Source organism: Streptomyces calvus, assembly GCF_006782915.1.
Lineage (GTDB): Bacteria > Actinomycetota > Actinomycetes > Streptomycetales > Streptomycetaceae > Streptomyces > Streptomyces calvus.
In genome coordinates this window covers 78,248-102,793 of record NZ_VCNP01000051.1, presented here as the reverse complement: position 1 = coordinate 102,793, position 24,546 = coordinate 78,248, and the positions used below count along the sequence as shown (strand labels likewise).

Below are 24,546 nucleotides of genomic sequence, written 5' to 3'. Positions count from 1 at the left end.
GCCTCACGCTAGGAAGCCGCGCGGCCTCCGGCTTGCCGGACGGCCCGAACGGGTGAGGGACGTACGGCAAAAGCGGGGCCCGGACGCTCCTGACGGAGTGTCCGGGCCCCGAAGTGCCGTGCGGCGTGTTACTGGGTGCGGTTCTCACCGCGGTAGTACTCGAAGACCCAGCCCCAGATGCCGACCAGGAGCAGCGGCGCCGAGAAGTACATCAGCCACCAGCCGATCGCCACGGCCATGAAGGCCAGGGCGCCACCCACGGCCAGGGAGAGCGGCTGCCAGCTGTGCGGGCTGAAGAACCCGACCTCGCCGGCGTCGTCGGCGACGTCCGCCTCCTTGTTGTCCTGAGCGCCCACGTCGACCCGCTTGGCCGTGAAGCCGAGGTAGAAGCCGATCATGATGCTCAGGCCGAAGGCCAGGAAGAGGGCGGTGGTGCCGGCCGGCTCCTTCGACCACACGCCATAGACGACCGCCATGGCGAGGAGGAAGACGCTCAGCCACATGAACATCTTGCCCTGGATCTTCACTTGCCGGCCTCCTTGCCCCCAGCGAGGGCCTTCTCGCCGTGACCGGCGTTCTCGAGCTCGTCGAGCGCGGCGATCTCCGGGTGGTGCAGGTCGAACGCCGGGGATTCACTGCGGATCCGCGGCAGGGTGAGGAAGTTGTGCCGCGGCGGCGGGCAGGAGGTCGCCCACTCCAGGGAGCGGCCGTAGCCCCACGGGTCGTCGACGGTGACCGGCTTGCCGTACTTGGCCGTCTTCCAGATGTTGTAGAAGAACGGCAGGACCGACAGGCCGAGCAGGAACGAGGCGATCGTGGAGACGGTGTTCAGCGCGGTGAAGCCGTCGGCCGCGAGGTAGTCCGCGTACCGGCGCGGCATGCCCTCGGCGCCCAGCCAGTGCTGGACCAGGAAGGTGCCGTGGAAGCCGATGAACAGCGTCCAGAACGTGATCTTGCCGAGGCGCTCGTCGAGCAGCTTGCCGGTGAACTTCGGCCACCAGAAGTGGAAGCCGGCGAACATCGCGAAGACCACGGTGCCGAACACCACGTAGTGGAAGTGCGCCACCACGAAGTAGCTGTCGGAGACGTGGAAGTCCAGCGGCGGCGAGGCCAGGATGACGCCGGTCAGACCACCGAAGGTGAAGGTGATCAGGAAGCCCAGCGACCACAGCATCGGCGTCTCGAAGGACAGGCTGCCCTTCCACATGGTGCCGATCCAGTTGAAGAACTTCACACCGGTCGGGACCGCGATCAGGAAGGTCATGAAGGAGAAGAACGGCAGCAGCACGCCGCCGGTGACGTACATGTGGTGCGCCCACACCGTCACGGACAGACCCGCGATCGCGATCGTCGCGCCGATCAGGCCCATGTAGCCGAACATCGGCTTGCGGGAGAAGACCGGGATGATCTCACTGATGATGCCGAAGAACGGCAGCGCGATGATGTACACCTCGGGGTGGCCGAAGAACCAGAACAGGTGCTGCCACAGCAGCGCCCCTCCGTTGGCCGAGTCGAAGATGTGGCTGCCGAACTTGCGGTCCGCCTCCAGGGCGAACAGTGCCGCGGCGAGGACCGGGAAGGCGAGCAGGACCAGCACACCGGTCAGCAGCACGTTCCAGGTGAAGATCGGCATGCGGAACATCGTCATGCCGGGAGCGCGCATGCAGATGATCGTGGTGATGAAGTTGACCGAGCCGAGGATCGTGCCGAAGCCGGAGAAGGCCAGACCCATGATCCACATGTCGGCGCCGATGCCCGGCGAGCGGACCGCGTCCGACAGCGGGGAGTAGGCGAACCAGCCGAAGTCGGCCGCGCCGTCCGGGGTGAGGAAGCCACCGACCGCGATCAGCGAGCCGAACAGGTACAGCCAGTAGGCGAACATGTTCAGCCGCGGGAACGCCACGTCGGGCGCGCCGATCTGCAGCGGCATGATCCAGTTGGCGAAACCGGCGAACAGCGGCGTCGCGAACATCAGCAGCATGATCGTGCCGTGCATCGTGAACGCCTGGTTGAACTGCTCGTTCGACATGATCTGCAGGCCCGGCCGGGCCAGCTCGGCGCGCATGACCAGAGCCATGACACCGCCGATGCAGAAGAACGCGAACGACGTCACCAAGTAGAGCGTGCCGATCGTCTTGTGGTCCGTGGTCGTCAGCCACTTGACCACGACGTTGCCGGGTTGCTTGCGCCGTACCGGCAGCTCGTTCTCGTACGAGTCCTCAGCTGCCGCGGCACCCTGGGGTTCGTTGAGGATGCTCACAGGTTGTTCGTCTCCCGGTTCTTCTCGTGGCTCGTCTGCGCGATGCCGGCGGGAACGTAACCGGTCTGCCCCTTCTTCGCGAGGTCCTTGAGGTGCTGCTCGTAGCGCTCGGGGGAGACGACCTTCACGTTGAACAGCATCCGGGAGTGGTCGACGCCGCAGAGCTCGGCGCACTTGCCCAGGAAGGTGCCCTCACGGTTGGGGGTCACCTCGAAGGCGTTGGTGTGGCCCGGGATGACGTCCTGCTTCATCAGGAACGGCACCACCCAGAAGGAGTGGATGACGTCGCGCGAGGTCAGCACGAAGCGGACCCGCTTGCCCTCGGGCAGCCACAGGGTGGGACCCGGGTTGTTGGTCTGCGGGTTCCGGGTACCGGGGACACCGCAGTCGTAGACACCGCCGGCGTCGGCCGGGAAGGCCTCCTTGTACCGGTCCGGGATCGCCTCCAGTTCCTTGGCCTGCTTGGCGTCACCCGTGGAACCGTCCACGTTCTCGACGTAGTTGAAGCACCAGCTCCACTGGAAGCCGACCACGTTGACCGTGACGTCGGGCTTCTTCTCGAGCTTCAGCAGCTCGGACTCGTCGCGTGCGGTGAAGTAGAAGAACACCGAGACGATGATGAGCGGAACCACCGTGTACAGCGCCTCGATGGGCATGTTGTACCGGGTCTGCGGAGGTACCTCGACCTTGGTGCGGCTGCGCCGGTGGAAGAAAGCACTCCACAGGATCAGGCCCCACACCAGCACGCCGACGGCGAGCGCGGCAGCCCAGGATCCCTGCCACAGGGAGAGGATCCGCGGAGCCTCTTCCGTGGTGGGGGTGGGCATACCAAGGCGGGGGAAGTCCTCCCATGTGCAACCGGTGGCGGTCGCCAGGACCAGGCCCGCGGTCAGTGCCTGCAGCAGCTTCCGCCGCATCGGGCGCCGCGGCGAGCGGTCGGAGCCGTTGGGACTCACGTAGCGCCTTCCCGAGAGTCTCGCCCGCGCTGTACGGCTGCGGCCTGGCCTTCTCGCTGGTCGGTCGCCGCCCTGCGTCGGGCAGGGGTTTGGATGTTTATGCGGACCAAACCCTAGCCGACGCCTTCCGGGGGGTCGCGGGGAGGGGTGCCGTACGCGCCGCGGGTTACACCGGGCGCCTCATCACCGGGGGTGCGGGGCGTCCCGCGGCCGCCGTTCCGGCGTGGTCGGCCGCGCGGTTTTCCGCGTCCCGTCGGGGCGCTTAGCGTTGAGGTGTGTCCTACTTCGACGCCGCTTCGGCCGCTCCCCTCCATCCCGTTGCCCGCCAGGCCCTGACGGCCGCGCTCGACGAGGGGTGGGCGGATCCGGCGCGGCTGTACCGGGAGGGACGGCGGGCGCGGCTGCTGCTGGACGCGGCGCGCGAGGCGGCCGCGGAGGCCGTGGGATGCCGGCCGGACGAGCTGGTGTTCACCTCGTCCGGGACCCGGGCGGTGCACTCCGGGATCGCCGGGGCGCTGGCGGGGCGGCGGCGGACGGGACGTCACCTGATCGTGTCCGCGGTCGAACACTCCTCCGTACTCCATGCGGCTGACGCGCACGAGGCGGACGGCGGGACGGTCACGCAGGTCGCGGTGGACCGCGCGGGTGCGGTGAGCGCGCGGGCGTACGCCGAGGCGCTGCGGCCGGACACGGCGCTGGCCTGTCTGCAGTCGGCCAACCACGAGGTGGGGACCGTGCAGCCGGTGGCGGAGGTGGCCGAGGTGTGCCGGGCGGCGGGGGTGCCGCTGCTGGTGGACGCGGCCCAGTCGCTGGGCTGGGGTCCGGTCGACGGCGACTGGTCGCTGCTCGCGGCGAGCGCGCACAAGTGGGGCGGGCCGTCGGGGGTGGGGCTGCTGGTCGTGCGCAAGGGGGTGCGGTTCGCGCCGCAGGGGCCCCGGGACGAGCGGGAGTCGGGCCGGGCGGCCGGGTTCGAGAACCTGCCGGCGATCGTGGCCGCGGCGGCGTCGTTGCGGGCGGTGCGGGCCGAGGCGGCCGAGGAGGACGTCCGGCTGCGGGAGTTGACGGAGCGGATCCGGGCGCGGGTGCCGCGGCTGGTGCCGGACGTGGAGGTGGTCGGCGATCCGCAGCGGCGGCTGCCGGGGATCGTCACCTTCTCGTGTCTCTATGTCGACGGGGAGACTCTGCTGCACGAGCTGGACCGCGCGGACTTCTCCGTCTCCTCCGGTTCGTCCTGCACCAGCAGCACGCTGACGCCGAGCCACGTACTGAAGGCGATGGGCGTGCTCAGCGAGGGCAACGTCCGTCTCTCGCTGCCGCCGGGGACGCGGGAGGAGGACGTCGAGCGGTTCCTGGCCGTGCTGCCGGAGGTGGTGGCGGGCGTGCGGGAGAAGCTGGGCGCGCCGGTGCGGGCCGGGGACGTGCCGGTGCCGGACGAGCAGGAGGCCCTGGTGGTCGACGCGCTGGGCCGGCGCTGTCCGATCCCGGTGATCGAGCTGGCCAAGGTGTTCGGCCAGGTGCCGGTGGGCGGCACGGTCCGGGTCCTGTCGGACGACGAGGCGGCCCGGCTCGACATCCCGGCGTGGTGCGAGATGCGCGGTCAGGAGTACGTGGGCGAGGAGCCGGCGGAGCGGGGGACGGCCTACCTGGTCCGCCGGGTCTCCTGACGCTCCGGCTCAGACGAGGTGTTCCTGCACCTCGGCCGCGGCCTCGTCGCCGTACGCCTTGGTGAAGCGCTCCATGAAGTGGGCGCGGCGCAGCTGGTACTCCTGCGTGCCGACCGTCTCGATGACGAGGGTCGCCAGCATGCAGCCGACCTGCGCCGCGCGCTCCAGACAGACGCCCCAGGCGAGGCCGGACAGGAAGCCGGCGCGGAAGGCGTCGCCGACGCCGGTCGGGTCGGCCTTGCGCTCCTCGTCGGGGCAGCCGACCTCGATGGTGTCCTCGCCGGCCCGCTCGATGCGCACGCCGCGCGCGCCGAGGGTGGTGACGCGGTGGCCGACCCGGCCGAGGATCTCCGCGTCGGTCCAGCCGGTCTTGGTCTCGATGAGCCCCTTCTCGTACTCGTTGGAGAAGAGGTAGGTCGCCCCGTCCAGCAGTATGCGGATCTCCTCGCCGTCCATGCGGGCGATCTGCTGGGAGAAGTCGGCGGCGAACGGGATGCCCCGGGAGCGGCACTCCTCGGTGTGGCGCAGCATCGCCTCCGGGTCGTCGGCGCCGATGGAGACCAGGTCGAGGCCGCCCACGCGGTCGGCGACGGTCTTCAGCTCGATCAGCCGGGCCTCGCTCATCGCGCCCGTGTAGAAGGAGCCGATCTGGTTGTGGTCGGAGTCCGTGGTGCACACGAAGCGGGCGGTGTGCAGGGTGTCGGAGATGCGGACGGACTCGGTGTCGACGCCGTGCCGGTCCAGCCAGGCCCGGTACTCGTCGAAGTCGAAGCCGGCGGCTCCGACGAGGACGGGGCGGGTGCCGAGCTGGCCCATCCCGAAGGCGATGTTCGCGCCCACGCCGCCGCGGCGCACGTCGAGGTTGTCGACCAGGAAGGACAGCGAGACCGTGTGCAGCTGGTCCGCGACGAACTGGTCGGCGAAGCGCCCGGGGAAGGTCATGAGGTGGTCGGTGGCGATGGAGCCGGTGACTGCGATGCGCACGGCGTGGATTCTCCTGAGGGAGGCGGGTTGACACTTCACGCTACCGGGTGCCGGTGACCCGCAGAAGCGACCTGAACTACCCGATAGTAGGTCTTTCTTCGTGACCTTCGACGTGCATACGGTGCAGACATGACGAACCGCGAGTCGCAGTTGCATGTTCCGGCCGACCTCGAGGGCGGCCTTGCGTCGCTGCGGGGCGACTGCGCCCGGATGGCTCCCCACTGGACCGTCCCGGACCGTGCCGCCGCCCGGCCCGTCTCCCCCTCGCTGATCCACGGCGTGCGCGTGCCGGTGGCGTCGGCCCGGCTGCTGGACGCCATGGCCGACTACGGCGACTGAGGAGCCCAGGGGAACCGCGCGCTCCCCCGCTGCGTCCCATCGCTGTCCCCCGTAAAGGGGATGCGGGATACGACCCACCAGCGGTCCCGGCCCGGCCGGGAAGGGTCTTCCGGGACAGCTGTGCAGCCGAAGGAGCGATGCGGTGAACACCGAGCGACCCGACAACGACGACGCCGAGGCGCGCGACGCCGCCGGCGGCACGCGCGGCACCGGGGGCGCTGCGGGCGACGACGGCGGGACGGGTGCCCCGGAGCCCCGGGACCGGCGGCCCGCCGGCGCCGAGGCTGAGACGGAGCGGCCGGAGGCCGGGACCGGACCGGACGCCGACGCCGGGCCCGGTGCGGAAGCGCCGGACGCCCGGCGCGCGGACGCCGCCACCTCCGACGCCTCCGACGCCAAGGGTGGGCCCGACGCGTCCGGAGCCGAGGGTGGGCGCGGTTCCTCCGAGGACCAGGGCGTGCCCGGCGTCTCCGGAGTCGGCGGCGGGCCGGAGTCCGGTGCGCCGGAGACCGTCGTCGGGGCCCACCGGGCCGACGCACGGCATCCGGGTGAGGACCACGAGGACGGCCCGGCGCAGGGCCGGCGGCGTTCGCCCGCGCTGATCGCCTCCGTCGCCGCGGCCGTGCTGCTCGTCGGGGGCGGCGGCGCCTATCTCGCCGCCAGTGCCTCCGGCGGCGGCGACGGCGGTACGGCCCCGGCCGCCAACGGCGACGCCACTCCCCCGCCGCTCGCGCTCGACGGCCACTCCGAGGACGCCCCGAACGGCATCGCGCCCGGTGAGCCCAACCCGTACGGCGCCTCCTACCGCGCCGACGGCACGCTCCCGGACGGCCCCGGCTCGGCCCCGGTGTACCGCGCGTCGGGCCAGGTCCCGCAGGAGCGGGTGGCCGCGCTGGCGGAGGCGCTCGGCGTGGACGGGAAGCCGGTGCTGGAGGGCGGGTCCTGGCGGATCGGCGGCCAGGACGGTTCCGGGCCCACGCTGCGGGTGGACCGGGAGGCGCCCGGCGCCTGGACGTTCAGCCGGTACGCGCCGGGCGGCGACAACTGCAAGGGCGAGAAGTGCCCGGTGCGGCCGAACGGTCCCGCGGTGGTGAGCGAGTCCGTCGCGAAGAAGGCCGCCGCGCCGGTGCTGAAGGCGGTGGGCCAGGACACCGCGAAGCTCGACGCGGGCCAGGTCACGGGCGGCAAGCGGGTGGTGAACGCCGATCCGCAGGTCGGCGGGCTGCCGACGTACGGCTGGACGACCGGAGTGGTCGTCGGCGCCGGCGGCGAGGTGGTCGGCGGCAGTGGACGCCTCGCCGAGCCGGTGAAGGGCGACACGTATCCCGTGGTGAGCGCGCGCGAGGCGGTGGACCTGATGAACGCGGCGCCGGACGCCGACCCGCGCGGCGGCATCGGCGGCTGCGCCACCGCCGTACCGCTGGACGAGGGGCAGCCGGCGGCCTCCTGCGAGGAGCCCGCGAAGACCCGGCCGGCCCAGGACACGATCACCGTCGAGAAGGCGGTGTTCGGGCTGGCCTCGCACTCCGTGGACGGCCGGCCGGCGCTGGTGCCGTCCTGGCTGTTCGAGGTGATCCCGGCGAACGCGCGCGGCACGCTCACCGTGACGCATCCGGCCGTGGACCCGGAGTTCGTCGCCTCCGGCAAGCCGTCCGGCGAGGCCAGTCCGGCGCCGTCCGGGCCCGGTGACCAGCCGACCTCGGCGCCGTCCGCCCGGGAGGTGGAGGTCGAGGGCTACACCGCCGAGGGCGACGAGCTGACCGTGACCTTCACCGGCGGTGTGTGCGCCGACTACGAGGCGACGGCGAGCGAGAGCGGCGACCGGGTGACGGTGCGGGTGACCGAGACGCCCTGGCCGGACAAGGTGTGCATCCTGATCGCCAAGCAGTACCAGCAGACGGTGCGGCTGGACGCGCCGCTCGGTGACCGCGAGGTCGTGGACCGGCAGGGCGAGCCGGTGCCGCTGCACAAGGACGGAGCGCGGCTGCCGGCGCCGCCCACGCGGTAGTCCCGGGCGACGGCACGACGAAGGCGGCGGCCCCGCGGAGGGGGCCGCCGCCTTCGTCGTGCGCGCGCTCAGAAGGCTCGGGAAGCAATCCGGCTCAGCTGAAGGAGTCGCCGCAGGCGCAGGAGCCGGTGGCGTTCGGGTTGTCGATCGTGAAGCCCTGCTTCTCGATGGTGTCGACGAAGTCGATGGTGGCACCGCCCAGGTACGGGGCGCTCATCCGGTCGGTGACGACCTTGACGCCGCCGAAGTCCTTCTCCACGTCACCGTCGAGCGAACGCTCGTCGAAGAAGAGCTGGTAGCGCAGGCCGGAGCAGCCGCCGGGCTGGACGGCGACCCGCAGCGCGAGGTCGTCACGGCCTTCCTGGTCGAGCAGGGCCTTGACCTTGGCCGCGGCGGCGTCGGTCAGGATGATGCCGTCGGTGACGGTGGTGGTCTCGTCCGATACGGACATCTACATCTCTCCCGGGTTGTACGGAGACTGCTTGCCGACGGTTGCAACCGGCGGGACCGCGGATTCATTCCGGGCCGGGCGCTTGTTCTTCGGCTCCCTCTCCTCATGCTCGCACACGCCGTGCGACGCGAAAACCGTCGCTTGAACGGCCTCCGGGGAATGAATCGCCGCCGACCGGGATTCACGTCACATGGACGCTATGGCCATCGTCAAAGTGACGTGAAGCGTTTATGATAGATAGCGTCATTCCGACGAGAAGTCGCCAGAACAGAAAGGGTGCGTGTCGTGACCACCGCCCAGACCCAGGAGCTCGACGTACAGCCGACGCCCCTCGCCCTGCTGCTCCTCGGCCGTGAGGCCGACCCGAGGAGCGAGCGCGGTGTGGAGTGTCCCGGCGACCTGCCCTCGCCGTCCGACCCGGACCTGGTGGAGCGCGCCCGCGCGGCCAAGGAGAAGCTCGGGGACAAGGTCTTCGTGCTCGGCCACCACTACCAGCGCGACGAGGTCATCCAGTTCGCCGACGTCACGGGCGACTCCTTCAAGCTGGCCCGGGACGCCGCCGCGCGCCCGCAGGCCGAGTACATCGTCTTCTGCGGTGTGCACTTCATGGCGGAGTCCGCGGACATCCTGACCGGCGACGACCAGAAGGTGGTCCTGCCCGACCTGGCGGCCGGCTGCTCGATGGCCGACATGGCGACGGCCGAGCAGGTCGCCGAGTGCTGGGACGTGCTGACGGAGGCCGGGATAGCCGAGCAGGTCGTCCCCGTCTCGTACATGAACTCCTCCGCCGACATCAAGGCGTTCACGGGCAAGCACGGCGGCACGATCTGCACCTCCTCCAACGCCCGGCGGGCCCTCGACTGGGCCTTCGAGCAGGGCGAGAAGGTCCTCTTCCTGCCCGACCAGCACCTGGGCCGCAACACGGCGGTGCGGGACATGGGCATGTCCCTGGAGGACTGCGTCGTCTACAACCCGCACAAGCCGAACGGCGGGCTGACGGCGGACGAGCTGCGCGCCGCGAAGATGATCCTGTGGCGCGGCCACTGCTCCGTGCACGGCCGCTTCAGCCTGGACTCGGTCAACGACGTGCGCGAGCGCATCCCGGGCGTCAACGTCCTGGTGCACCCCGAGTGCCGGCACGAGGTCGTCGCCGCGGCGGACTACGTCGGCTCCACCGAGTACATCATCAAGACGCTGGAGGCGGCCCCGGCCGGCTCCAAGTGGGCCATCGGCACCGAGCTGAACCTGGTACGGCGCCTGGCGAACCGTTTCGCGTCCGAGGGCAAGGAGATCGTCTTCCTGGACAAGACGGTCTGCTTCTGCTCGACGATGAACCGCATCGACCTCCCCCACCTGGTGTGGGCCCTGGAGTCCCTGGCAGAGGGCGCACTCGTCAACCGCATCGAGGTCGACAAGGAGACCGAGGCGTTCGCCAAGCTGGCCCTGGAGCGGATGCTGGCGCTGCCGTAACCGGCCCCTTCCCGCCCGCGGGCGGCGCGTGTCATGGCGGAGGCCCCGCCCGATCACCTTCGGTGGTGTCGGGCGGGGCCTCGGTCGTCCGTGGCGTCAGACCTGCGCCGGCGCCGGCTCCTGCGGAGCCTCCGCCTGCGCCGCCTTGCCCTTCTTCGCCGCGCGCTTCTTCGCGCGGCGCTCCTTGCGGAGCTCCAGCATCGCGTAGAGCGTCGGGACCAGCAGGAGGGTGAGCAGGGTCGACGTGATCAGACCGCCGATCACCACCACGGCCAGCGGCTGGGCGATGAAGCCGCCCTCGCCGGTGACGCCCAGCGCCATCGGGAGCAGGGCGAACACGGTCGCCAGAGCCGTCATCAGGATCGGCCGCAGCCGGTGGCGACCGCCCTCCAGCACGGCCTCGACCACGCCGTAGCCCTGCTTGCGGTACTGGTTGATCAGGTCGATCAGCACGATCGCGTTGGTGACCACGATGCCGATCAGCATCAGCATGCCGATCATCGCCGGGACACCCATCGGGGTGCCGGTGACCAGCAGCAGGCCGATCGCGCCGGTCGCCGCGAACGGGATGGAGACCAGCAGGATCAGCGGCTGGGCGAGCGAGCGGAACGTGCCGACCAGCAGCATGAACACGATCGCGATCGCCGCCAGCATCGCCAGGCCCAGGTTGGCGAACGCCTCGTCCTGGTCCTCGGAGACGCCGCCGATCTCCGCCGTCGCGCCCGCCGGGAGCGTCAGCGCGTCGATCTTCGACTGGAGGTCGGCGCTGACCGCGCCCGTGTTGTCGCCGGTCGGCTTGGCGGTGACGGTGGCGGCGCGCTGGCCGTCGATCCGGGTCATGGAGACCGGGCCGTCCACCACCTCGACGGTGGCGACGTCACCGAGCTTCACCGGGCCGAGGCGCAGGTTCTTCAGCTGGTCCACGGTGGTGGCCGGCTTCGCGGAACGGATGACGACGTCGCGCTCGGTGTCGTCGAGGACCGCGGTGGCGGCGGGCGTGCCGCGCACCGCCTGGGCGACGGCCGCGCCGAGGGTCTGGTCGGTGAAGCCGGCCTGCGCGGCCTTCTCGTTCGCCTTCACCGAGATGCGGGGCACGCTCTGCGCCAGGTCGCTGGTGACGTCGGTGACGTCGTCCAGGGAGGCCACCGCACCGCGGACCTGGTCCGCGGCCTTGCGCAGCGCCTGCGCGTCGGACGCCTTGACGACCACGCTCAGGTCCTGGCTGCCGAAGCCGTCACCGGCCGCGATGGTGGTGGTGCCGATGCCGTCGAGCTTCTCCAGGCCCTTCTCGATGCCGTCCTGCACGTCCGCGGAGGACGCGTCGTCCTCCAGCATCACCTGGTACGTCGCCTGGTTGGTGTCCGTGCCGCCGCCGAAGGCGGCCATGAAGCCGGACGAGCCGATCGTCACCTGGTAGTCCTTGACGCCCTCGGTGTCGCCGAGCAGCTTCTCGACCTTCCGGGCCTGGGCGTCGGTGGCGCTCAGGCTGGTGCCGGGCTCCAGCTCCTGCCGGACGGTGAGGACCTGCTGCTCGCCCTGGTCGAAGAAGTTGGTCTTCAGCAGCGGCGCCATGGCGAAGGTGCCGATCAGCACGACGACCGCGATGGCCACGCTGGTCAGCCTGCGGCGGGTGGCGAAGCGCAGCACGGGCACGTAGACGCGCTGCAGGCGGCTCTTCGCCTCCTTCTCCTCGGCGAGCCGGCGCGCCTCCTCGGCGTCCTCGGGAGTGCCCTTGGGCGCGCGCAGGAACCAGTACGACAGCACCGGGACGACCGTCAGCGACACCAGCAGGGACGCCAGCAGCGCCGCCGAGACGGTGAGGCTGAAGGAGCCGAACAGCTCGCCCACCATGCCGCCGACCAGGCCGATCGGCAGGAACACGGCGACCGTGGTGAGGGTCGAGGACGTCACCGCGCCCGCCACCTCGCGCACCGCGTTCATGATCGCCGTCTGGCGCTCCTCGCCGTAGCCGAGGTGCCGCTTGATGTTCTCCAGGACCACGATGGAGTCGTCCACGACGCGGCCGATCGCGATGGTGAGCGCGCCCAGCGTCAGCATGTTCAGCGACAGGTCGCGGGTCCACAGCACGATCAGGGCGAGGACCACGGACAGCGGGATGGACACCGCGGTGACCAGGGTGGAGCGGACCGAGGCCAGGAAGACCAGGATCACCAGGACGGCGAAGAGCAGGCCGAGCGCGCCCTCGGTGGTCAGGCCGTCGATGGCCTTGGAGACCGCCGGGCCCTGGTCGCTGACGACGGTGAGGGTGGCGCCGGCACCGAGGTCCTCGCGCAGCTCCGGCAGCTTGTCCTCGACGGCCTCCGAGATGGCGACGGCGCTGCCGTCGTGGTCCATGGTGGCCGCCACGGCGAGGCTGGGCTCGCCGTTGGTACGGGTGAGGGAGGTGGCCCGGGCCTCCTCCTCGGTGACGGTGGCGACGTCACCGAGGCGGACCGGCTCGCCCTTGCCGGGCTCACCGGTGACCATCAGGTCCTCGATCTGCTGCAGCGAGGTGAAGCCGCTGCCCACCTGGACGGTGCGGTTGGCGCCGTCCTCGTCGAACGAGCCGGCCGGCACGGTCGCGCCGCCCGCCTGGAGTGCCTGGACGAGGGACTGGGTGGTCAGGCCGGCCGCGGCCAGCTTCCTGTCGTCGGGGGTGACGGCGATCTGGAGGTCGCGCACGCCGTCCACGGTGACCTGGCCGACACCGTCGATGTCCTCCAGCGCGGGCACCACGGTGCGGTCGAGCTGGTCGGCGAGGGCCTGCTGGTCCTTGTCGGAGGTGACGGCGAGCACCACGGTCGGGATGTCGTCCGTGGAGCCGGCGACGACCTGCGGGTCCACGTCGTCCGGGAGGCGGGCGCCGGCCCGGTTGACGGCCTGCTGGACGTCGGCGACGAGCTGCCGGCTGTTGTTGCCGTAGTCGAAGGACGCCATGATCACGGCGTTGCCCTCGCTCGCCGTCGAGGTGACGCCGGTGAGGCCGTCGACGGCCTCCAGGCTGTCCTCGATGGGTTCGACGACCTGCTTCTCCACCACGTCCGGCGACGCGCCCTGGTACGGCGCGATCACGGAGACCATGGGCAGTTCGATGGTGGGCAGCAGCTGCTGCTTGAGCTGGGGTATCGCGATGGCCCCGAAGCCGAGCGCGATGATCGACATCAGTCCGATCAGCGCCCGTTGCGCGAGGCTGAATCTGGACAGCCAGGACATGGTCAGGGTCTCTTTTCCGTGGAAAGCGGCGGAAGTCCGGCAGGCGGGCCCACAGGTGAGCGCCTGCTCTACACCCTGAGCCATCGACAGGGGCCGATCCGTAGACCCGAGGTCCAAATCTCCCGTACGGCGCGTACTCCCGCCGCAGTACGCCCCGCGGGCTCACTCCACCCTTGGACGGACCAGGCCCGACTCGTAGGCGATGACCACCAGTTGGGCCCGGTCGCGGGCGCCCAGCTTGGCCATGGCCCGGTTGACGTGGGTCTTCACGGTCAGCGGGCTGACCTGGAGGCGTTCGGCGATCTCGTCGTTGGAGTGCCCTCCGGCCACCTGGACGAGGACCTCGCGCTCGCGCACCGTCAGGGAGTCGAGCCGTTCGGCGCGGGCCGGGTCGCGTTCGGCGTCGCCGGCCGTGCCTTCCTGGGCGAGGAAGCGGGCGATCAGGCCCTTGGTGGCGACCGGGGACAGCAGGGCCTCGCCGTCGGCGGCGATGCGGATGGCGTTGAGCATCTCCTCGGGTTCGGAGCCCTTGCCGAGGAAGCCGGAGGCGCCGGCCCGCAGCGACTGCACCACGTAGTCGTCGACCTCGAAGGTCGTCAGGATCACCACCCGCACCCCGGCGAGTCCGGGGTCGGCGCTGATCATGCGGGTGGCGGCGAGCCCGTCGGTGCCGGGCATACGGATGTCCATCAGGACGACGTCGGCGCGCTGTTCGCGGGCCAGCCGGACCGCTTCCGCGCCGTCGGACGCCTCGCCCACCACCTCCATGTCCGGCTCGGAGTCGACGAGCACGCGGAAGGCGCTGCGCAGCAGCGCCTGGTCGTCGGCGAGCAGGACACGGATCGTCATACGGGCTCCAGCGGGGCGGTGGTCACGGGCGGCTGCCCCGGACGGTGGTCACGGGCGGCTGCCCCGGGCGGTGTTCACGGGCGGCGGTCACCGGCCGCTGTCCCGGGCGGCGGACGTGCGGGGCTCGACGGGCAGGATCGCATGGACGCGGAAACCGCCGCCGTAGCGGGGGCCGGTGGTGAGGGTGCCGCGCAGGGCGGTGACGCGCTCGCGCATGCCGAGCAGTCCGTGCCCGCCGCCGGGGGCGTCCTCCGGGGCGTCGGGGTCGTCCTGTGGGTTCTCGCCACTGCCGTCGTCGAGGACGGTGACCTCGATGTGGGGTCCCACGCGGACGACGCTGACCTCGGCCCGCGCGTCCGTGCCGGCGTGTTTCTGCACGTTGGTCAGGGCCTCCTGGATGACCCGGTAGGCGGCCAGGTCGACGGCGGCCGGCAGGTCGGTGCCCTGGTCGGCGCGGGCGACCTCGACGCGCAGTCCGGCGCTGCGGAACGTGCCCGCGAGTTCGTCGAGGCGGTCGAGGCCGGGCGCGGGTTCGGTGGGCGCCTCGGGTTCGCCGGACTGGCGCAGCAGGCCGACGGTGGCCCGCAGTTCGCCCAGCGCGGAGCGGCTGGCCTCCCGCACATGGGCGAGGGCCTCCTTGGCCTGGTCGGGCCGTTTGTCCATGACGTGGGCGGCGACGCCGGCCTGGACGTTGACCAGGGCGATGTGGTGGGCCACCACGTCGTGCAGGTCGCGGGCGATGCGCAGGCGTTCCTCGGCGACCCTGCGGCGGGCCTCCTCCTCGCGGGTGCGTTCGGCCCGTTCGGCGCGTTCACGGATGGCCTGGACGAAGGCGCGGCGGCTGCGGACCGCGTCCCCGGCGGTGGCGCCGATGCCGGTCCAGGCGAAGATCGCCAGGTTCTCCTGCGCGTACCAGGGCAGCGGCCCGGCGGCCATGGCGGTGCCGGTGAGGACCGTCGTGGTGAGCAGGCCGATCCGCCAAGTGGTGGGACGGTCGGTGGTGGAGGCGACGGTGTACAGGGCGACGACCGCGCACATGGCGACGGGGGCGCGGGGGTCGCCGGTGACGGACTCGGCCACGGAGACGCCGCCGGCCAGCGCGAGCACCGTACGGGGCGCCCGGCGGCGGAAGACGAGCGCGAGGGCGCCGAGGGTCATGAGCACCAGGCTCAGCGGGTCGGGGCTGCGCAGGCCCCAGTCGACCCCGTCGGGGCCGTGCGGGTCGACGAAGGAGCCGGCCACCATGCACGCGAGGACGGCCGCGGCGAGGGCCGCGTCCGCCGCGAAGGGGTGTGCCTGGAGCCGGCACCGGGCGCGCGTCAGGGTGCTCACGGCTGATTACGGTAGCCGGGGCGGGCGCCGCCTCCCACGTTTCCGGCGTGCGTACGACCGTCCCGGGGCCCGTCCTCGGATCCCGCGCCCGCCCGCACGGGCCGCGCCCGGGACCGTCCGGTGTCGCTCAGGTGCCCGGGATCAGACCGTCGTCGCTCAGGAGTTCCTTGACCTCGTCCAGCGTCGCGTCGGAGGACGGCAGGATCAGGTCGGAGGGCTCCAGGGCGTCGTCGGGCAGGGGCTCGCCGAGTTCGCGGACCTTGGCCAGCAGCGCCTGGAGCGTCGCGCGGAAGCCCGGTCCGTCGCCCTTCTCCACCTCGGCGAGCAGTTCCTCGTCCAGCGTGTTCAGGTCGGCGAGGCGGCTCTCCGCCAGCCTCACCTGCCCCTCCCCCATGATCCGTACGATCATGTGCCCTCCTCGGCGTGGGCCCCTTCCGCCCTCGGCGCCTACTGCTTGTCGAAGCGGGGGGTGTCCTGTGGCTGCTGCTGGGACTGCTGCTGACCGCTGCCGCCTTCGATGGCCTGCTGTCCGGCCGACGAACCGCCGGCCAGCTCGGCCTTCATGCGCTGCAGTTCCAGCTCTACATCCGTACCACCGGAGAGCCGGTCCAGCTCGGCCTGGATGTCGTCCTTGTGCATGCCGGACTGGTCGTCGAGGGCGCCGGAGGCGAGCAGTTCGTCGATCGCGCCGGCCCGCGCCTGGAGCTGGGCGGTCTTGTCCTCGGCGCGCTGGATCGCCAGGCCGACGTCGCCCATCTCCTCGGAGATGCCGGAGAAGGCCTCGCCGATCCGGGTCTGCGCCTGGGCCGCCGTGTACGTGGCCTTGATGGTCTCCTTCTTGGTGCGGAAGGCGTCCACCTTGGCCTGGAGGCGCTGGGCCGCGAGGGTGAGCTTCTCCTCCTCGCCCTGGAGCGTGGCGTGCTGCGTCTCCAGGTCCGTCACCTGCTGCTGGAGGGCGGCGCGGCGCGAGAGCGCCTCGCGGGCGAGGTCCTCACGACCCAGCGCGAGCGCCTTGCGGCCCTGGTCCTCCAGCTTCGACGACTGGGACTGGAGCTGGTTGAGCTGGAGCTCCAGCCGCTTGCGACTGGTCGCCACGTCGGCGACGCCGCGGCGGACCTTCTGGAGCAGCTCCAGCTGCTTCTGGTACGAGTAATCGAGGGTCTCGCGCGGGTCCTCGGCCCGGTCAAGGGCCTTGTTCGCCTTCGCGCGGAAGATCATCCCCATACGCTTCATGACACCGCTCATGGGCTTCGCGCGCCCCCTTCTGACGGACTCCAGCTCCAGCTCCTGCGACAGAACCCACAGTACGGGCCCTGCCTCCATTACCGCACTGTTCGGCGACGTATGCGCTCATCCCCAAGGACGACTGAGCACCCTTCGGATCCGGCGCAGGGAGTAGGTGACCCCCGCAGACGGCCGCCCGGGAGCCCGGGAACCCGAACGACGTTCCCCCGAAGCCCCCGCATCGTCCCCGCGGAGTTCCCTCATCGTCCTCTCTGTCCTATTGGAGACGTCCGGTGTTGCCGGATCGTTCCCCATGCGGCTGGGGTCCAACCCCGGGCACCCCGTACCCTTGGGTTTTGTGTTCCGTAGCCGTGCCAAGGAAGAGAAGGCATCCGCCGCCGACAAGGCGACGGTGACCGACTCCAAGCAGACCCGTCATCCGGAGGCCCCCAAGGGCCGCCCCACGCCCAAGCGCAGCGTGGCCCAGTCCCAGCGCCGCAGCGTCGCCAACACGACGATGACGCGCAAGGAGGCCGCCAAGCGCCAGCGCGAGGAGCGGCGCGCCGCGCTGGAGCGTCAGCGCCAGGCGCTGGCCAGCGGCGACGAGCGCTACCTGCCCGCCCGTGACAAGGGGCCGGTGCGCAGGTTCGCGCGCGACTTCGTCGACGCGCGGTTCAACATCGCGGAGTACTTCCTGCCGATGGCCGTGATCATCCTGGTGCTGAGCATGATCCAGGTGCCCCAGCTGCAGAACGCCGCGCTGCTGCTGTGGCTGGTGGTGATCGTGATGATCGTGCTCGACTCGGTCGTGACCGGCTTCCGGCTGAAGAAGCGGCTGGCGGAGCGCTTCCCCGACGACAACCGGCGCGGCGCGGTGGCCTACGCGCTGATGCGTTCCCTCCAGATGCGCCGGCTGCGGCTGCCCAAGCCCCAGGTCAAGCGCGGGGAGCGGCCCTGAGCGCCACGTCGGTCGCCGACGGCGCTGCGCGGGACCGGGCGAGCGGGCCCGGCGGTCTGCGGGACGCCGTCCGGCGGGAGCTGGTGGCCCGCCAGCTGGAGGAGCAGATAGTGGGGCGCTTCCCGGTCGGGCGGCGGCTGCGCGTGCTCGACGTGGGCATGGGCCGGGGAGCGCAGGCGCTGCGGCTGGCACGGGCCGGCCACCAGGTCACCGGCGTCGAGCAGGACCCGGTGATGATCGCCGCCGTCCGGGAGGAGCTCGCCGGGGAACCGGAGGGCATCCGGGAGCGGATGCGGATCGTCGAGGGCGACGGCCGGGACACGGGCGTGCACTTCCGGCCGGGCAGTTTCGACGTGGTGCTCTGTCACGGCGTCCTGCTGCAGGTCGAGGAGCCGGACGCGCTGCTGGCCGGACTGGGCCGGATGCTGGCGCCCGGCGGGCTGCTGTCCCTGCTGGTGCGCAACGGCGACGCGCCCGCGATGCGGGCCGGCCTGTCCGGTGACTGGGCCGGGGCGCTGGAGGCCTTCTCGACGGTGTCGTACGGGCTGAAGCGGCTGACGTCGACGCTCGCGGGGATCGGGGCACCGCTGCACACCTGGTACGGCGTCCGGGTGTTCACGGACACGGCGGCGGACGACGCGGACCTCCCGGGCGATCTGGAGGCCCTGCTCGCGGCCGAGGAGCGGGCCGGACGGACGGACCCCTACCGGGGAGTGGCGGCCCTGCTGCACCTGTGCGGCGTCCGCGGCTGAGCCCTCTCGGGACACCGCGACACCGCGGGGCGGGCGAGGGCCGGTGCGGCCCCCGCCCGGGAGTTCACGGGTCCGGGGTCACTCCTGCTCGGCGTGCAGGCTCATCGGGCCGTAGATCTCCGTGCTGTCCTCCAGCAGGCGCACCTGGTCGGCACCGCCCTCCAGAAGGGCCTTCCAGTTCTCCCCGATCCAGGACTCGGCGTCCCCCTGTGTGGGGAACTCCTCCGGCGGCACCGCGGGCTCGACCTGCGTCCCGTCGGCCTTCTCGAACCGCCACGTCCATGCCGCCATGTACGCCTCCCATGGGTGTGAGCACACTGCACAGCAGGAGCCGGATCTCGGTCCGGCTCCTGCCCAGAGCGTAGTCGGACGGGCAGCGGTCGTGGGGAGAGGCGAAAATCGGGGGCGTGGAACTCACTCTGCTCGGCACCGGTGCCCCCGCGGGCCTGCCCCGCCCCGACTGTCCCTGCGCCGTGTGCGCGTCCGCGCTCGGACCGGACGCGCGGGCGGCCACCTCACTGCTCGTGGACGGTGCGCTGCTGCTCGATCTCACGCCGGGCGCGGCGTTCGCGGCGGCCCGCGCGGGGCGATCGCTGGGCGGTGTGCGCCAGGCGCTGCTGTCGCATCCGCACGACGGGCCCGCGGTCGAGGTGCCGGCCGGGCTGCCGCAGCCCGGGAGGGTGCCGGACGGGCGGGAGCTGGCGCTGCTGACCGGACACAGGGTGCGCGCGGTGGCACTGGACGCGCCCGGCACCGGGTACGCGGTGACCGGCACGGACGGGCAGCGGCTGCTGTACCTGCCGCCGGGCGGTGCGCCGGCCGGACTGGAGGCCACGTCCGAGCCGTACGCCATGGTGCTGCTGGACGTCGTGGGCCGGCCGGACGCGCTGGCGAGGCTGCGGGAGACCGGGGCGGTGGGCCCGACCACCGATGTCGTCGCCGTCCATCTGGACCACGACGTGCCGCCGGGCACGGAGCTCGCGCGGCGGCTCGCGGCGGCCGGGGCGCGTGCCGTGCCGGACGGGTCCACCCTGGAGGTCGGCGCGTACGAGGACGTGCCCGACGTGCCGCGGCGGACGCTGGTGCTGGGCGGGGCGCGCTCGGGCAAGTCGGTGGAGGCCGAGCGGCGGCTGGAGTCGTTCCCCGAGGTGGTGTACGTGGCGACCGGCGGGGCGCGCAACGGGGACACCGAGTGGGCGGCCAGGGTCTCGGCGCACCAGGAGCGGCGGCCGGGATCGTGGCGGACCCTGGAGACCTGCGACCTGGTGCCGCTGCTGAAGGACGACGGGCCGCCGCTGCTGGTGGACTGCCTGTCGCTGTGGCTGACGGACGCGATGGACGCGGTCGGGGCGTGGGACGACGCGGAGTGGGCGGACGGCGGGGAGCGGGCGCTGCGGGAACGGGTGCGGGAGCTGACGGAGTCGGTGCGCGCGACCCGGCGGACGGTGGTCGCCGTCTCCAACGAGGTGGGGTCGGGCATCGTGCCCGCGACGGCGTCCGGCCGCCGGTACCGGGACGAACTCGGGCGGCTGAACGCGGCGTTCGCCCGGGAGTGCGAGCAGGTGCTGCTGGTGGTGGCGGGCCAGGCGCTGGTCCTGCGCGGGTGAGGTGCCGGCCGGTCAGTCCGCGGGCTTGCGCGCGATGATCCGGTAGGCGTTGGCGAACGGCGTGTGGCGCACCAGGGGTGCCAGGGCGAGGTCGGTGACCGCCGCCGCGACCACCAGCGGGGTGCCCGCGCGCAGCAGCACGGTGCGCAGGTGCCGCTGGAGCGGGCTCGGCGGGATGGCCCGCCAGGGGGTGTCCGGCGCGGGCAGCGTGTGGGAGAGGGCGAGGGCGGCCAGGCCGGCCAGGTCGTGCGGCACGTGCGCGGCGCGGTGCCCGGCGGTGACGACGGTGCAGCCCCGCCCCTCCAGTTCCGCGCGGACGTTGCGCGGGGGCAGCAGGTGCAGTCGGCGGGGCTGGTCGTAGGGCAGCCACCAGCGGCCGAACAGGACGGCGTAGGCGCAGCGCGGGTCGAGGGTCTCGACGAGGAGGTGGCCGCCGGGGCGGAGGGCGTCGAGGGCGGCGTGGAGTTCCGCGCGGGGGTCGGTGGTGTGTTCCAGGTGGTGCAGCAGGCTGACCACGTCGTAGCGGCCGGCCACCCGGGCCAGGACGGCCGGGTCGGTCAGCGGCCCGATGTGCGCCTCCTCCACGCGGCCGAGCGCCCGGGCCCGTTCGACGCGCGCGGTGAGGTCGGTGCCGTCGAAGGCGGTGTACGGGAAGAACTCCCGCGCGGTGTGCGGGAAACGGGCGAGGCCGGTGCCGACGTCCAGCCAGCTCTCCGGTTCGCCGAAGGGCAGCATCGCGCGGGCGGCGGAGCGGCGGCGGTGCCGGGCGGCGTGCAGGGCCAGGACGCGTTCGGTGGCGGGGTCCCGGGGGGCGCCGCGCACGGCCCGCCGGTAGAAGGCGAGGCCCTCGGCGGTGAGGCGGGGGTTCTGGAAGGTGTGGCCGCAGTCCCGGCAGGTGTCGACGGTGAACAGGCCCGGCCGGTGGCGGCGCAGGTCCCCGGTGCGCAGCCGGTTGCGCAGCCGCGCGGAACCGCACCAGGGGCAGTCCTGGCGGCGCGGCTCGTGCACCCGGGCGGAGCCGTGGGGAACGGGGGACGCGGTGTCGGGGGTGGGCGCGGACATGGGCGGCTCCCGGCGTGAGGGCGTACGGCACGCGGGTGCCGCTACGGGCGGGACAGGGTCGGGCGGGTGGGTGCAGAGGAGTCGGGCGGGTGGGTGCAGAGGAGTCGGGCGGGTGGGTGCAGTGCGGTGAGGCGGGTGGTGCAGAGGGGTGGGGACGGGCGGGTGCAGTGGCGGTGGGGCGGATGGATTCGGTGGTGCGGGTGGGCGGGGTGAGGCGGACGGCTGGATGTCCGGCATTTCCCTGTAAAACGTTACGTAGGGGAAGGCGTTCCGGGGCGCATCGGCGCCCGGGTGGCGTGGTGCGGGTGAGGCGGTGCACGCGGTGCTGACCGGCGCTCCCTCGTGTTCGAGCGGGGCCGGTACTGTTCGGCGAATGAGCTCGCTTAATCTCGACGACTTCACCGATCTGATCGAGCGTCCGGACGGCGGGGTACGCCGCGACGCGGAGGCGCGCCGGGAGCGGCAGATCGTGCCGCCCGGGGCGCTGGGCCGCCTCGACGACCTGGGTGAATGGCTGGCGGCGGCGCAGTCCGCGGTGCCGGTACGGCCGGTGGAACGGCCGCGGGTCGTGCTGTTCGCCGGTGATCACGGGATCGCGGAGCTGGGCGTCTCCTCGCGGGCCGCGGGCAGCGCCGCCGGCCTGGTGCGGGAGGTGCTGGAGGGCGGCCGTCCGGTGGCCGTGCTGGCCCGCCGCCTCGGGGTGCCGGTGCGGGTGGTCGACATGGCTCTGGACTGCGACCCCGGGTCGCTGCCCGAGGACGTCGTACGGCACCGGGTGCGGCGCGGCAGCGGGCGCATCGACGTCGAGGACGCGCTGACGTCCGAGGAGGCCGAGGCGGCGTTCCGGGCCGGGATGGCCGTGGCCGACGAGGAGGCCGACTCCGGTACGGACCTGGTGGTGCTCGGTGATGTGAGCGTCGGCGGGACGACCGCGGCGGGCGTGCTGGTGGCCGCGCTGTGCGGGACGGACGCGTCGGTGGTGACGGGACGCGGCGGGCTCGCGATCGACGACCTGGCGTGGATGCGCAAGTGCGCGGCGATCCGTGACGCGCTGCGCCGGGCCCGGCCTGTGCTGGGCGACCAGTTGCAGCTCCTCGCGACGGTCGGCGGGGCCGATCTCACCGCGATGACGGGCTTCCTGCTCCAGGCCGCGGTGCGGAAGCTGCCCGTCGTGCTGGACGGAGTGGTGACGGCGGCGTGTGCGCTGGTGGGCCAGCGGGTCGCGTTCCGGGCGCCGGACTGGTGGCTGGCCGCGCACGACAGCGGTGAGCCGGCCCAGGCCAAGGCGCTGGACCGGATGGCGCTGGAGCCCCTGCTCACCCACGGTGTCACCGTCGGTGAGGGCACGGGGGGTCTGCTGGCGCTGCCTCTGGTGCAGGCGGCCGCGGCGTTGGCGGCGGAGTTGCCGGAACGGGCGGAGGAGTCGGAGGAGCCGGACGCGTCCGACGGCCTCGCGAAGGCGGAGGAGCCGGAGACGTCCGGCGGCCTCGCGAAGGCGGAGGAGCCGGCCAAGCCGGAGTGAGTGAGCGGCCTGGGGGTGGGGGCCCGTCCTTTTTTCGCCCCCGCCGCCCCTTCCCGTCCCGTCCCCGGGGGCTCCGCCCCCGGACCCCCGTTCGCGCAGTTCCCCGCGCCCCTTGCGTCGCAGTTCCCCGCACCCCTCGTTCGCACAGTTCCCCGCACCCCTCGTTCGCGCAGTTCCCCGCGCCCCTTGTTCGCGCAGTTCCCCGTGCTCCTGGTGGTGCTCGGGGGGTGTCGTCAAGGGTTGGGTTTGCCGCCGAGCCAGTCCTGGACGGCACGCCGGGGGCCGGACCAGCGGCGGTCGTGGCGGTAGGCGCGCAGGGTGGCCCTGGCCCGGGCGCGGGGACGGCGCCGGTAGAAGCGTCTGGCCCACGGGGAGTCCGGGCGGGCCAGCCGCAGGGAGCCGATCAGGGCCACGACGGGAACGATCACGCCGAAGACGGCGGTCCGCGCCTTGCCCTTGCTCAGGGCGATGAGCGAGAAGAGGAAGTTCACGGCGACGTTCGCGGCGACGCTCGCACGGTTCTGGAGTTCGTCCTCGGAGAGGTCGTTGACGCCGAACGGCGCGAACCCGACCAGCAGGAGGCCGACCAGGGCGGCGGTGAGGACGACCATCTCCACGCTCTTGCGGCCCGCCTCGGTCCAGTAGACGTCGTCCAGGTGCAGGATCAGGGCGAACTCGTCCAGGACGAGTCCCGCGCCGATGCCGAAGAGGACCGCGCTCAGCGCCGATCCGAAGCCGTGCCGACCGCCCGCCACCGCGCCGAAACCGCCGGCCACGGTGAGGACGACCCCTGGGACGACATGGTGGATGTGCACGGCGCCGGCCGTGACGTTGCCGAAGGGCCCCTTGCCGGCCCGGATCAGACGGGTGATGACCCGGGTGATCAGGAAGGTCAGAACGAAGGCGGCGAGCGCGAGGAGCAGCGGGAGCTTGCCCGGCTCGATGATGTTCCGCTCCAACCAATGTCCCATATGAGCACTTTATCCACGGTGGCCGTGGGCGCCCGGTCGACCGCCCGGTAGTCTGCGCCGGTGCCCGCGACCACTCCCCCCTCTCCGGCTTCTCCGGCCTCTCCGGCTTCCCCGGCCGATGGTCTCCGTTTCGCCTTCGGCACCCTCACCGCGCTTCCGGTCCGGGTCACCCGCTGGGACCGCCCGGCCGCCCGCGCCGGCATGCTGTGCGCCCCGGCGGCCGGGCTGGCGGTCGGTGTCGCGGCGGCCGCCGTGGGCCTGCTGCTGCTCCTCCTCGGCGCGGGCGCGCCGCTCGCCGCCGTCGCCACCGTCGCCGTACCGGCCGCTCTGACCCGGGGGCTGCATCTGGACGGACTGGCCGACACCGCGGACGGGCTCGGCAGCGCCAAGCCCGCCGAGGACGCGCTGCGGATCATGAAGCAGTCGGACATCGGGCCGTTCGGGGTGCTCACCCTCGTCCTCGCGCTGCTGGCCCAGGTGGCCGCGCTGGCGCAGGCGTACGGCGACTCCTGGGCCCGGGGCGCGCTCGCCGCCGTCGTCTCGGCGCTGGTGGCGCGGCTGGCCCTCACCCTGGCCGCCCGCACCGGAGTGCCGCCCGCGCGTCCGGAAGGGCTGGGCGCGGCGGTGGCCGGGGTGGTGCCGGTCGCGGGCGCGGTGGGCGCCGCGCTCGCGGTGACGGCGGCCGCGGCGGCCGGAGGCGCGTTCTTCGGGGCGTTCGGTGCCGTGCGGGCCGGGCTCGCGGTCCTGGCGGCCCTCGCGGTGGCCGAGCTGCTGCTGCGGCACTGCGTCCGCCGGTTCGGCGGGGTCACGGGCGACGTGTTCGGCGGGCTCGCGGAGACCGCGGCGACGACCGCGCTCGTCGTCATGTCACTGGGCTGAAACGATCTCCTCGTACCCCTGCGTCCTGGTGGGCTCCGCCGCTAG

Annotated in this window: 22 protein-coding genes and 1 pseudogene; 10 read left to right on the top strand and 13 right to left on the bottom strand. The window is 72.6% G+C overall.

The window, feature by feature from the left end:
- Window positions 1-128: 128 nt before the first annotated feature.
- The 3 genes from FGW31_RS25440 to ctaC are packed head-to-tail and all read right to left on the bottom strand — an operon-like array spanning window position 129 to window position 3,216.
- Window positions 129-527 (bottom strand): cytochrome c oxidase subunit 4, encoded by a 399-nt coding sequence (locus FGW31_RS25440; protein ID WP_142195842.1) that lies wholly within the window; start codon window positions 525-527, stop codon window positions 129-131.
- A complete protein-coding gene (gene ctaD / locus FGW31_RS25435; protein WP_142195841.1) occupies window positions 524-2,260 on the bottom strand; it encodes an aa3-type cytochrome oxidase subunit I in 1,737 nt (578 codons plus the stop codon). The genes FGW31_RS25440 and ctaD overlap by 4 nt, the downstream gene beginning before the upstream one ends.
- Window positions 2,257-3,216, bottom strand: coding sequence for an aa3-type cytochrome oxidase subunit II (gene ctaC / locus FGW31_RS25430; protein ID WP_142195840.1), 960 nt, complete (start codon window positions 3,214-3,216; stop codon window positions 2,257-2,259). Before ctaC ends, ctaD begins: the two co-directional genes overlap by 4 nt.
- Before the next feature lie 275 nt (window positions 3,217-3,491).
- Between ctaC and FGW31_RS25425 the strand changes: the two genes are divergently transcribed.
- A complete protein-coding gene (locus tag FGW31_RS25425; protein ID WP_142195839.1) occupies window positions 3,492-4,880 on the top strand; it encodes a cysteine desulfurase/sulfurtransferase TusA family protein in 1,389 nt (462 codons plus the stop codon).
- A gap of 9 nt (window positions 4,881-4,889) precedes the next feature.
- Here FGW31_RS25425 and FGW31_RS25420 read toward each other — a convergent pair whose 3' ends face one another.
- Window positions 4,890-5,864 carry a carbohydrate kinase family protein gene (locus FGW31_RS25420; protein WP_142195838.1) on the bottom strand — a complete coding sequence of 325 codons (975 nt, stop codon included), beginning with the start codon at window positions 5,862-5,864 and terminating at the stop codon, window positions 4,890-4,892.
- Window positions 5,865-5,993: 129 nt separating this feature from the next.
- Between FGW31_RS25420 and FGW31_RS25415 the strand changes: the two genes are divergently transcribed.
- Together FGW31_RS25415 and FGW31_RS25410 are read left to right on the top strand one after the other, a co-directional pair.
- Window positions 5,994-6,203: a hypothetical protein gene (locus tag FGW31_RS25415; protein ID WP_142195837.1), complete on the top strand. Its 210-nt coding sequence runs from the start codon at window positions 5,994-5,996 to the stop codon at window positions 6,201-6,203.
- Between the two features lie 142 nt (window positions 6,204-6,345).
- A complete protein-coding gene (locus FGW31_RS25410; RefSeq protein ID WP_182674601.1) occupies window positions 6,346-8,211 on the top strand; it encodes a hypothetical protein in 1,866 nt (621 codons plus the stop codon).
- Window positions 8,212-8,305: 94 nt separating this feature from the next.
- Here FGW31_RS25410 and FGW31_RS25405 read toward each other — a convergent pair whose 3' ends face one another.
- Window positions 8,306-8,662 carry an iron-sulfur cluster assembly accessory protein gene (locus FGW31_RS25405; protein WP_028422454.1) on the bottom strand — a complete coding sequence of 119 codons (357 nt, stop codon included), beginning with the start codon at window positions 8,660-8,662 and terminating at the stop codon, window positions 8,306-8,308.
- A 285-nt stretch (window positions 8,663-8,947) separates the two neighbouring features.
- Between FGW31_RS25405 and nadA the strand changes: the two genes are divergently transcribed.
- Window positions 8,948-10,132 carry a quinolinate synthase NadA gene (gene nadA, locus FGW31_RS25395; protein ID WP_142195835.1) on the top strand — a complete coding sequence of 395 codons (1,185 nt, stop codon included), beginning with the start codon at window positions 8,948-8,950 and terminating at the stop codon, window positions 10,130-10,132.
- A 96-nt stretch (window positions 10,133-10,228) separates the two neighbouring features.
- Here nadA and FGW31_RS25390 read toward each other — a convergent pair whose 3' ends face one another.
- The 5 genes from FGW31_RS25390 to FGW31_RS25370 form a co-directional block, all read right to left on the bottom strand.
- Window positions 10,229-13,345 carry an efflux RND transporter permease subunit gene (locus tag FGW31_RS25390; protein WP_142195834.1) on the bottom strand — a complete coding sequence of 1,039 codons (3,117 nt, stop codon included), beginning with the start codon at window positions 13,343-13,345 and terminating at the stop codon, window positions 10,229-10,231.
- Between the two features lie 162 nt (window positions 13,346-13,507).
- Window positions 13,508-14,194, bottom strand: a complete 687-nt coding sequence (locus FGW31_RS25385; protein ID WP_142195833.1) for a response regulator — start codon at window positions 14,192-14,194, stop codon at window positions 13,508-13,510.
- Window positions 14,195-14,281: 87 nt separating this feature from the next.
- Window positions 14,282-15,526, bottom strand: a complete 1,245-nt coding sequence (locus tag FGW31_RS25380; RefSeq protein ID WP_142195832.1) for a sensor histidine kinase — start codon at window positions 15,524-15,526, stop codon at window positions 14,282-14,284.
- A 127-nt stretch (window positions 15,527-15,653) separates the two neighbouring features.
- Window positions 15,654-15,935 (bottom strand): PspA-associated protein PspAA, encoded by a 282-nt coding sequence (gene pspAA / locus FGW31_RS25375; protein WP_142195831.1) that lies wholly within the window; start codon window positions 15,933-15,935, stop codon window positions 15,654-15,656.
- A 38-nt stretch (window positions 15,936-15,973) separates the two neighbouring features.
- A complete protein-coding gene (locus tag FGW31_RS25370; RefSeq protein WP_142195830.1) occupies window positions 15,974-16,759 on the bottom strand; it encodes a PspA/IM30 family protein in 786 nt (261 codons plus the stop codon).
- A gap of 304 nt (window positions 16,760-17,063) precedes the next feature.
- Between FGW31_RS25370 and FGW31_RS25365 the strand changes: the two genes are divergently transcribed.
- Window positions 17,064-17,708, top strand: coding sequence for a DUF3043 domain-containing protein (locus FGW31_RS25365; RefSeq protein ID WP_142195829.1), 645 nt, complete (start codon window positions 17,064-17,066; stop codon window positions 17,706-17,708).
- Between the two features lie 83 nt (window positions 17,709-17,791).
- A complete protein-coding gene (locus tag FGW31_RS25360; protein ID WP_142195828.1) occupies window positions 17,792-18,460 on the top strand; it encodes a class I SAM-dependent methyltransferase in 669 nt (222 codons plus the stop codon).
- Between the two features lie 78 nt (window positions 18,461-18,538).
- Here the strand turns inward: FGW31_RS25360 and FGW31_RS25355 are convergent, their stop codons facing one another.
- Window positions 18,539-18,751, bottom strand: coding sequence for a hypothetical protein (locus FGW31_RS25355; protein ID WP_142195827.1), 213 nt, complete (start codon window positions 18,749-18,751; stop codon window positions 18,539-18,541).
- Between the two features lie 116 nt (window positions 18,752-18,867).
- Here FGW31_RS25355 and FGW31_RS25350 point away from each other — a divergent pair, with 116 nt between their 5' ends.
- Window positions 18,868-20,067, top strand: a complete 1,200-nt coding sequence (locus FGW31_RS25350; RefSeq protein ID WP_142195826.1) for a bifunctional adenosylcobinamide kinase/adenosylcobinamide-phosphate guanylyltransferase — start codon at window positions 18,868-18,870, stop codon at window positions 20,065-20,067.
- A gap of 12 nt (window positions 20,068-20,079) precedes the next feature.
- Here the strand turns inward: FGW31_RS25350 and FGW31_RS25345 are convergent, their stop codons facing one another.
- Window positions 20,080-21,129, bottom strand: coding sequence for a class I SAM-dependent methyltransferase (locus tag FGW31_RS25345; RefSeq protein WP_142195825.1), 1,050 nt, complete (start codon window positions 21,127-21,129; stop codon window positions 20,080-20,082).
- 373 nt (window positions 21,130-21,502) lie between these two features.
- On the opposite strand from FGW31_RS25345, the gene cobT reads away from it, so the two are divergent.
- Window positions 21,503-22,651: a nicotinate-nucleotide--dimethylbenzimidazole phosphoribosyltransferase gene (cobT, locus tag FGW31_RS25340; RefSeq protein ID WP_233452577.1), complete on the top strand. Its 1,149-nt coding sequence runs from the start codon at window positions 21,503-21,505 to the stop codon at window positions 22,649-22,651.
- 4 nt (window positions 22,652-22,655) lie between these two features.
- Window positions 22,656-22,802 (top strand): annotated as a pseudogene (locus FGW31_RS36250) (cobyrinate a,c-diamide synthase); the annotation flags it as partial.
- Between the two features lie 82 nt (window positions 22,803-22,884).
- Here the strand turns inward: FGW31_RS36250 and FGW31_RS25335 are convergent.
- Entirely contained in the window at window positions 22,885-23,622 is a 738-nt protein-coding gene (locus FGW31_RS25335) for a hypothetical protein (protein ID WP_142195824.1), read from the bottom strand.
- A gap of 60 nt (window positions 23,623-23,682) precedes the next feature.
- Between FGW31_RS25335 and FGW31_RS25330 the strand changes: the two genes are divergently transcribed.
- A complete protein-coding gene (locus FGW31_RS25330) occupies window positions 23,683-24,501 on the top strand; it encodes an adenosylcobinamide-GDP ribazoletransferase (protein ID WP_142195823.1) in 819 nt (272 codons plus the stop codon).
- The last annotated feature ends 45 nt before the right edge of the window (window positions 24,502-24,546 follow it).

Bases quoted from the DNA above. Each gene is read 5' to 3' on its own strand.
- FGW31_RS25335 (WP_142195824.1), bottom strand. From the start codon at position 23,622: ATGGGACATTGGTTGGAGCGGAACATCATCGAGCCGGGCAAGCTCCCG.
- cobT (WP_233452577.1), top strand. From the start codon at position 21,503: ATGAGCTCGCTTAATCTCGACGACTTCACCGATCTGATCGAGCGTCCG.
- pspAA (WP_142195831.1), bottom strand. From the start codon at position 15,935: ATGATCGTACGGATCATGGGGGAGGGGCAGGTGAGGCTGGCGGAGAGC.
- FGW31_RS25390 (WP_142195834.1), bottom strand. From the start codon at position 13,345: ATGTCCTGGCTGTCCAGATTCAGCCTCGCGCAACGGGCGCTGATCGGA.
- FGW31_RS25355 (WP_142195827.1), bottom strand. From the start codon at position 18,751: ATGGCGGCATGGACGTGGCGGTTCGAGAAGGCCGACGGGACGCAGGTC.
- FGW31_RS25345 (WP_142195825.1), bottom strand. From the start codon at position 21,129: ATGTCCGCGCCCACCCCCGACACCGCGTCCCCCGTTCCCCACGGCTCC.
- FGW31_RS25405 (WP_028422454.1), bottom strand. From the start codon at position 8,662: ATGTCCGTATCGGACGAGACCACCACCGTCACCGACGGCATCATCCTG.
- FGW31_RS25385 (WP_142195833.1), bottom strand. From the start codon at position 14,194: ATGACGATCCGTGTCCTGCTCGCCGACGACCAGGCGCTGCTGCGCAGC.
- FGW31_RS25415 (WP_142195837.1), top strand. From the start codon at position 5,994: ATGACGAACCGCGAGTCGCAGTTGCATGTTCCGGCCGACCTCGAGGGC.
- FGW31_RS25365 (WP_142195829.1), top strand. From the start codon at position 17,064: ATGCGGCTGGGGTCCAACCCCGGGCACCCCGTACCCTTGGGTTTTGTG.
- FGW31_RS25370 (WP_142195830.1), bottom strand. From the start codon at position 16,759: ATGAAGCGTATGGGGATGATCTTCCGCGCGAAGGCGAACAAGGCCCTT.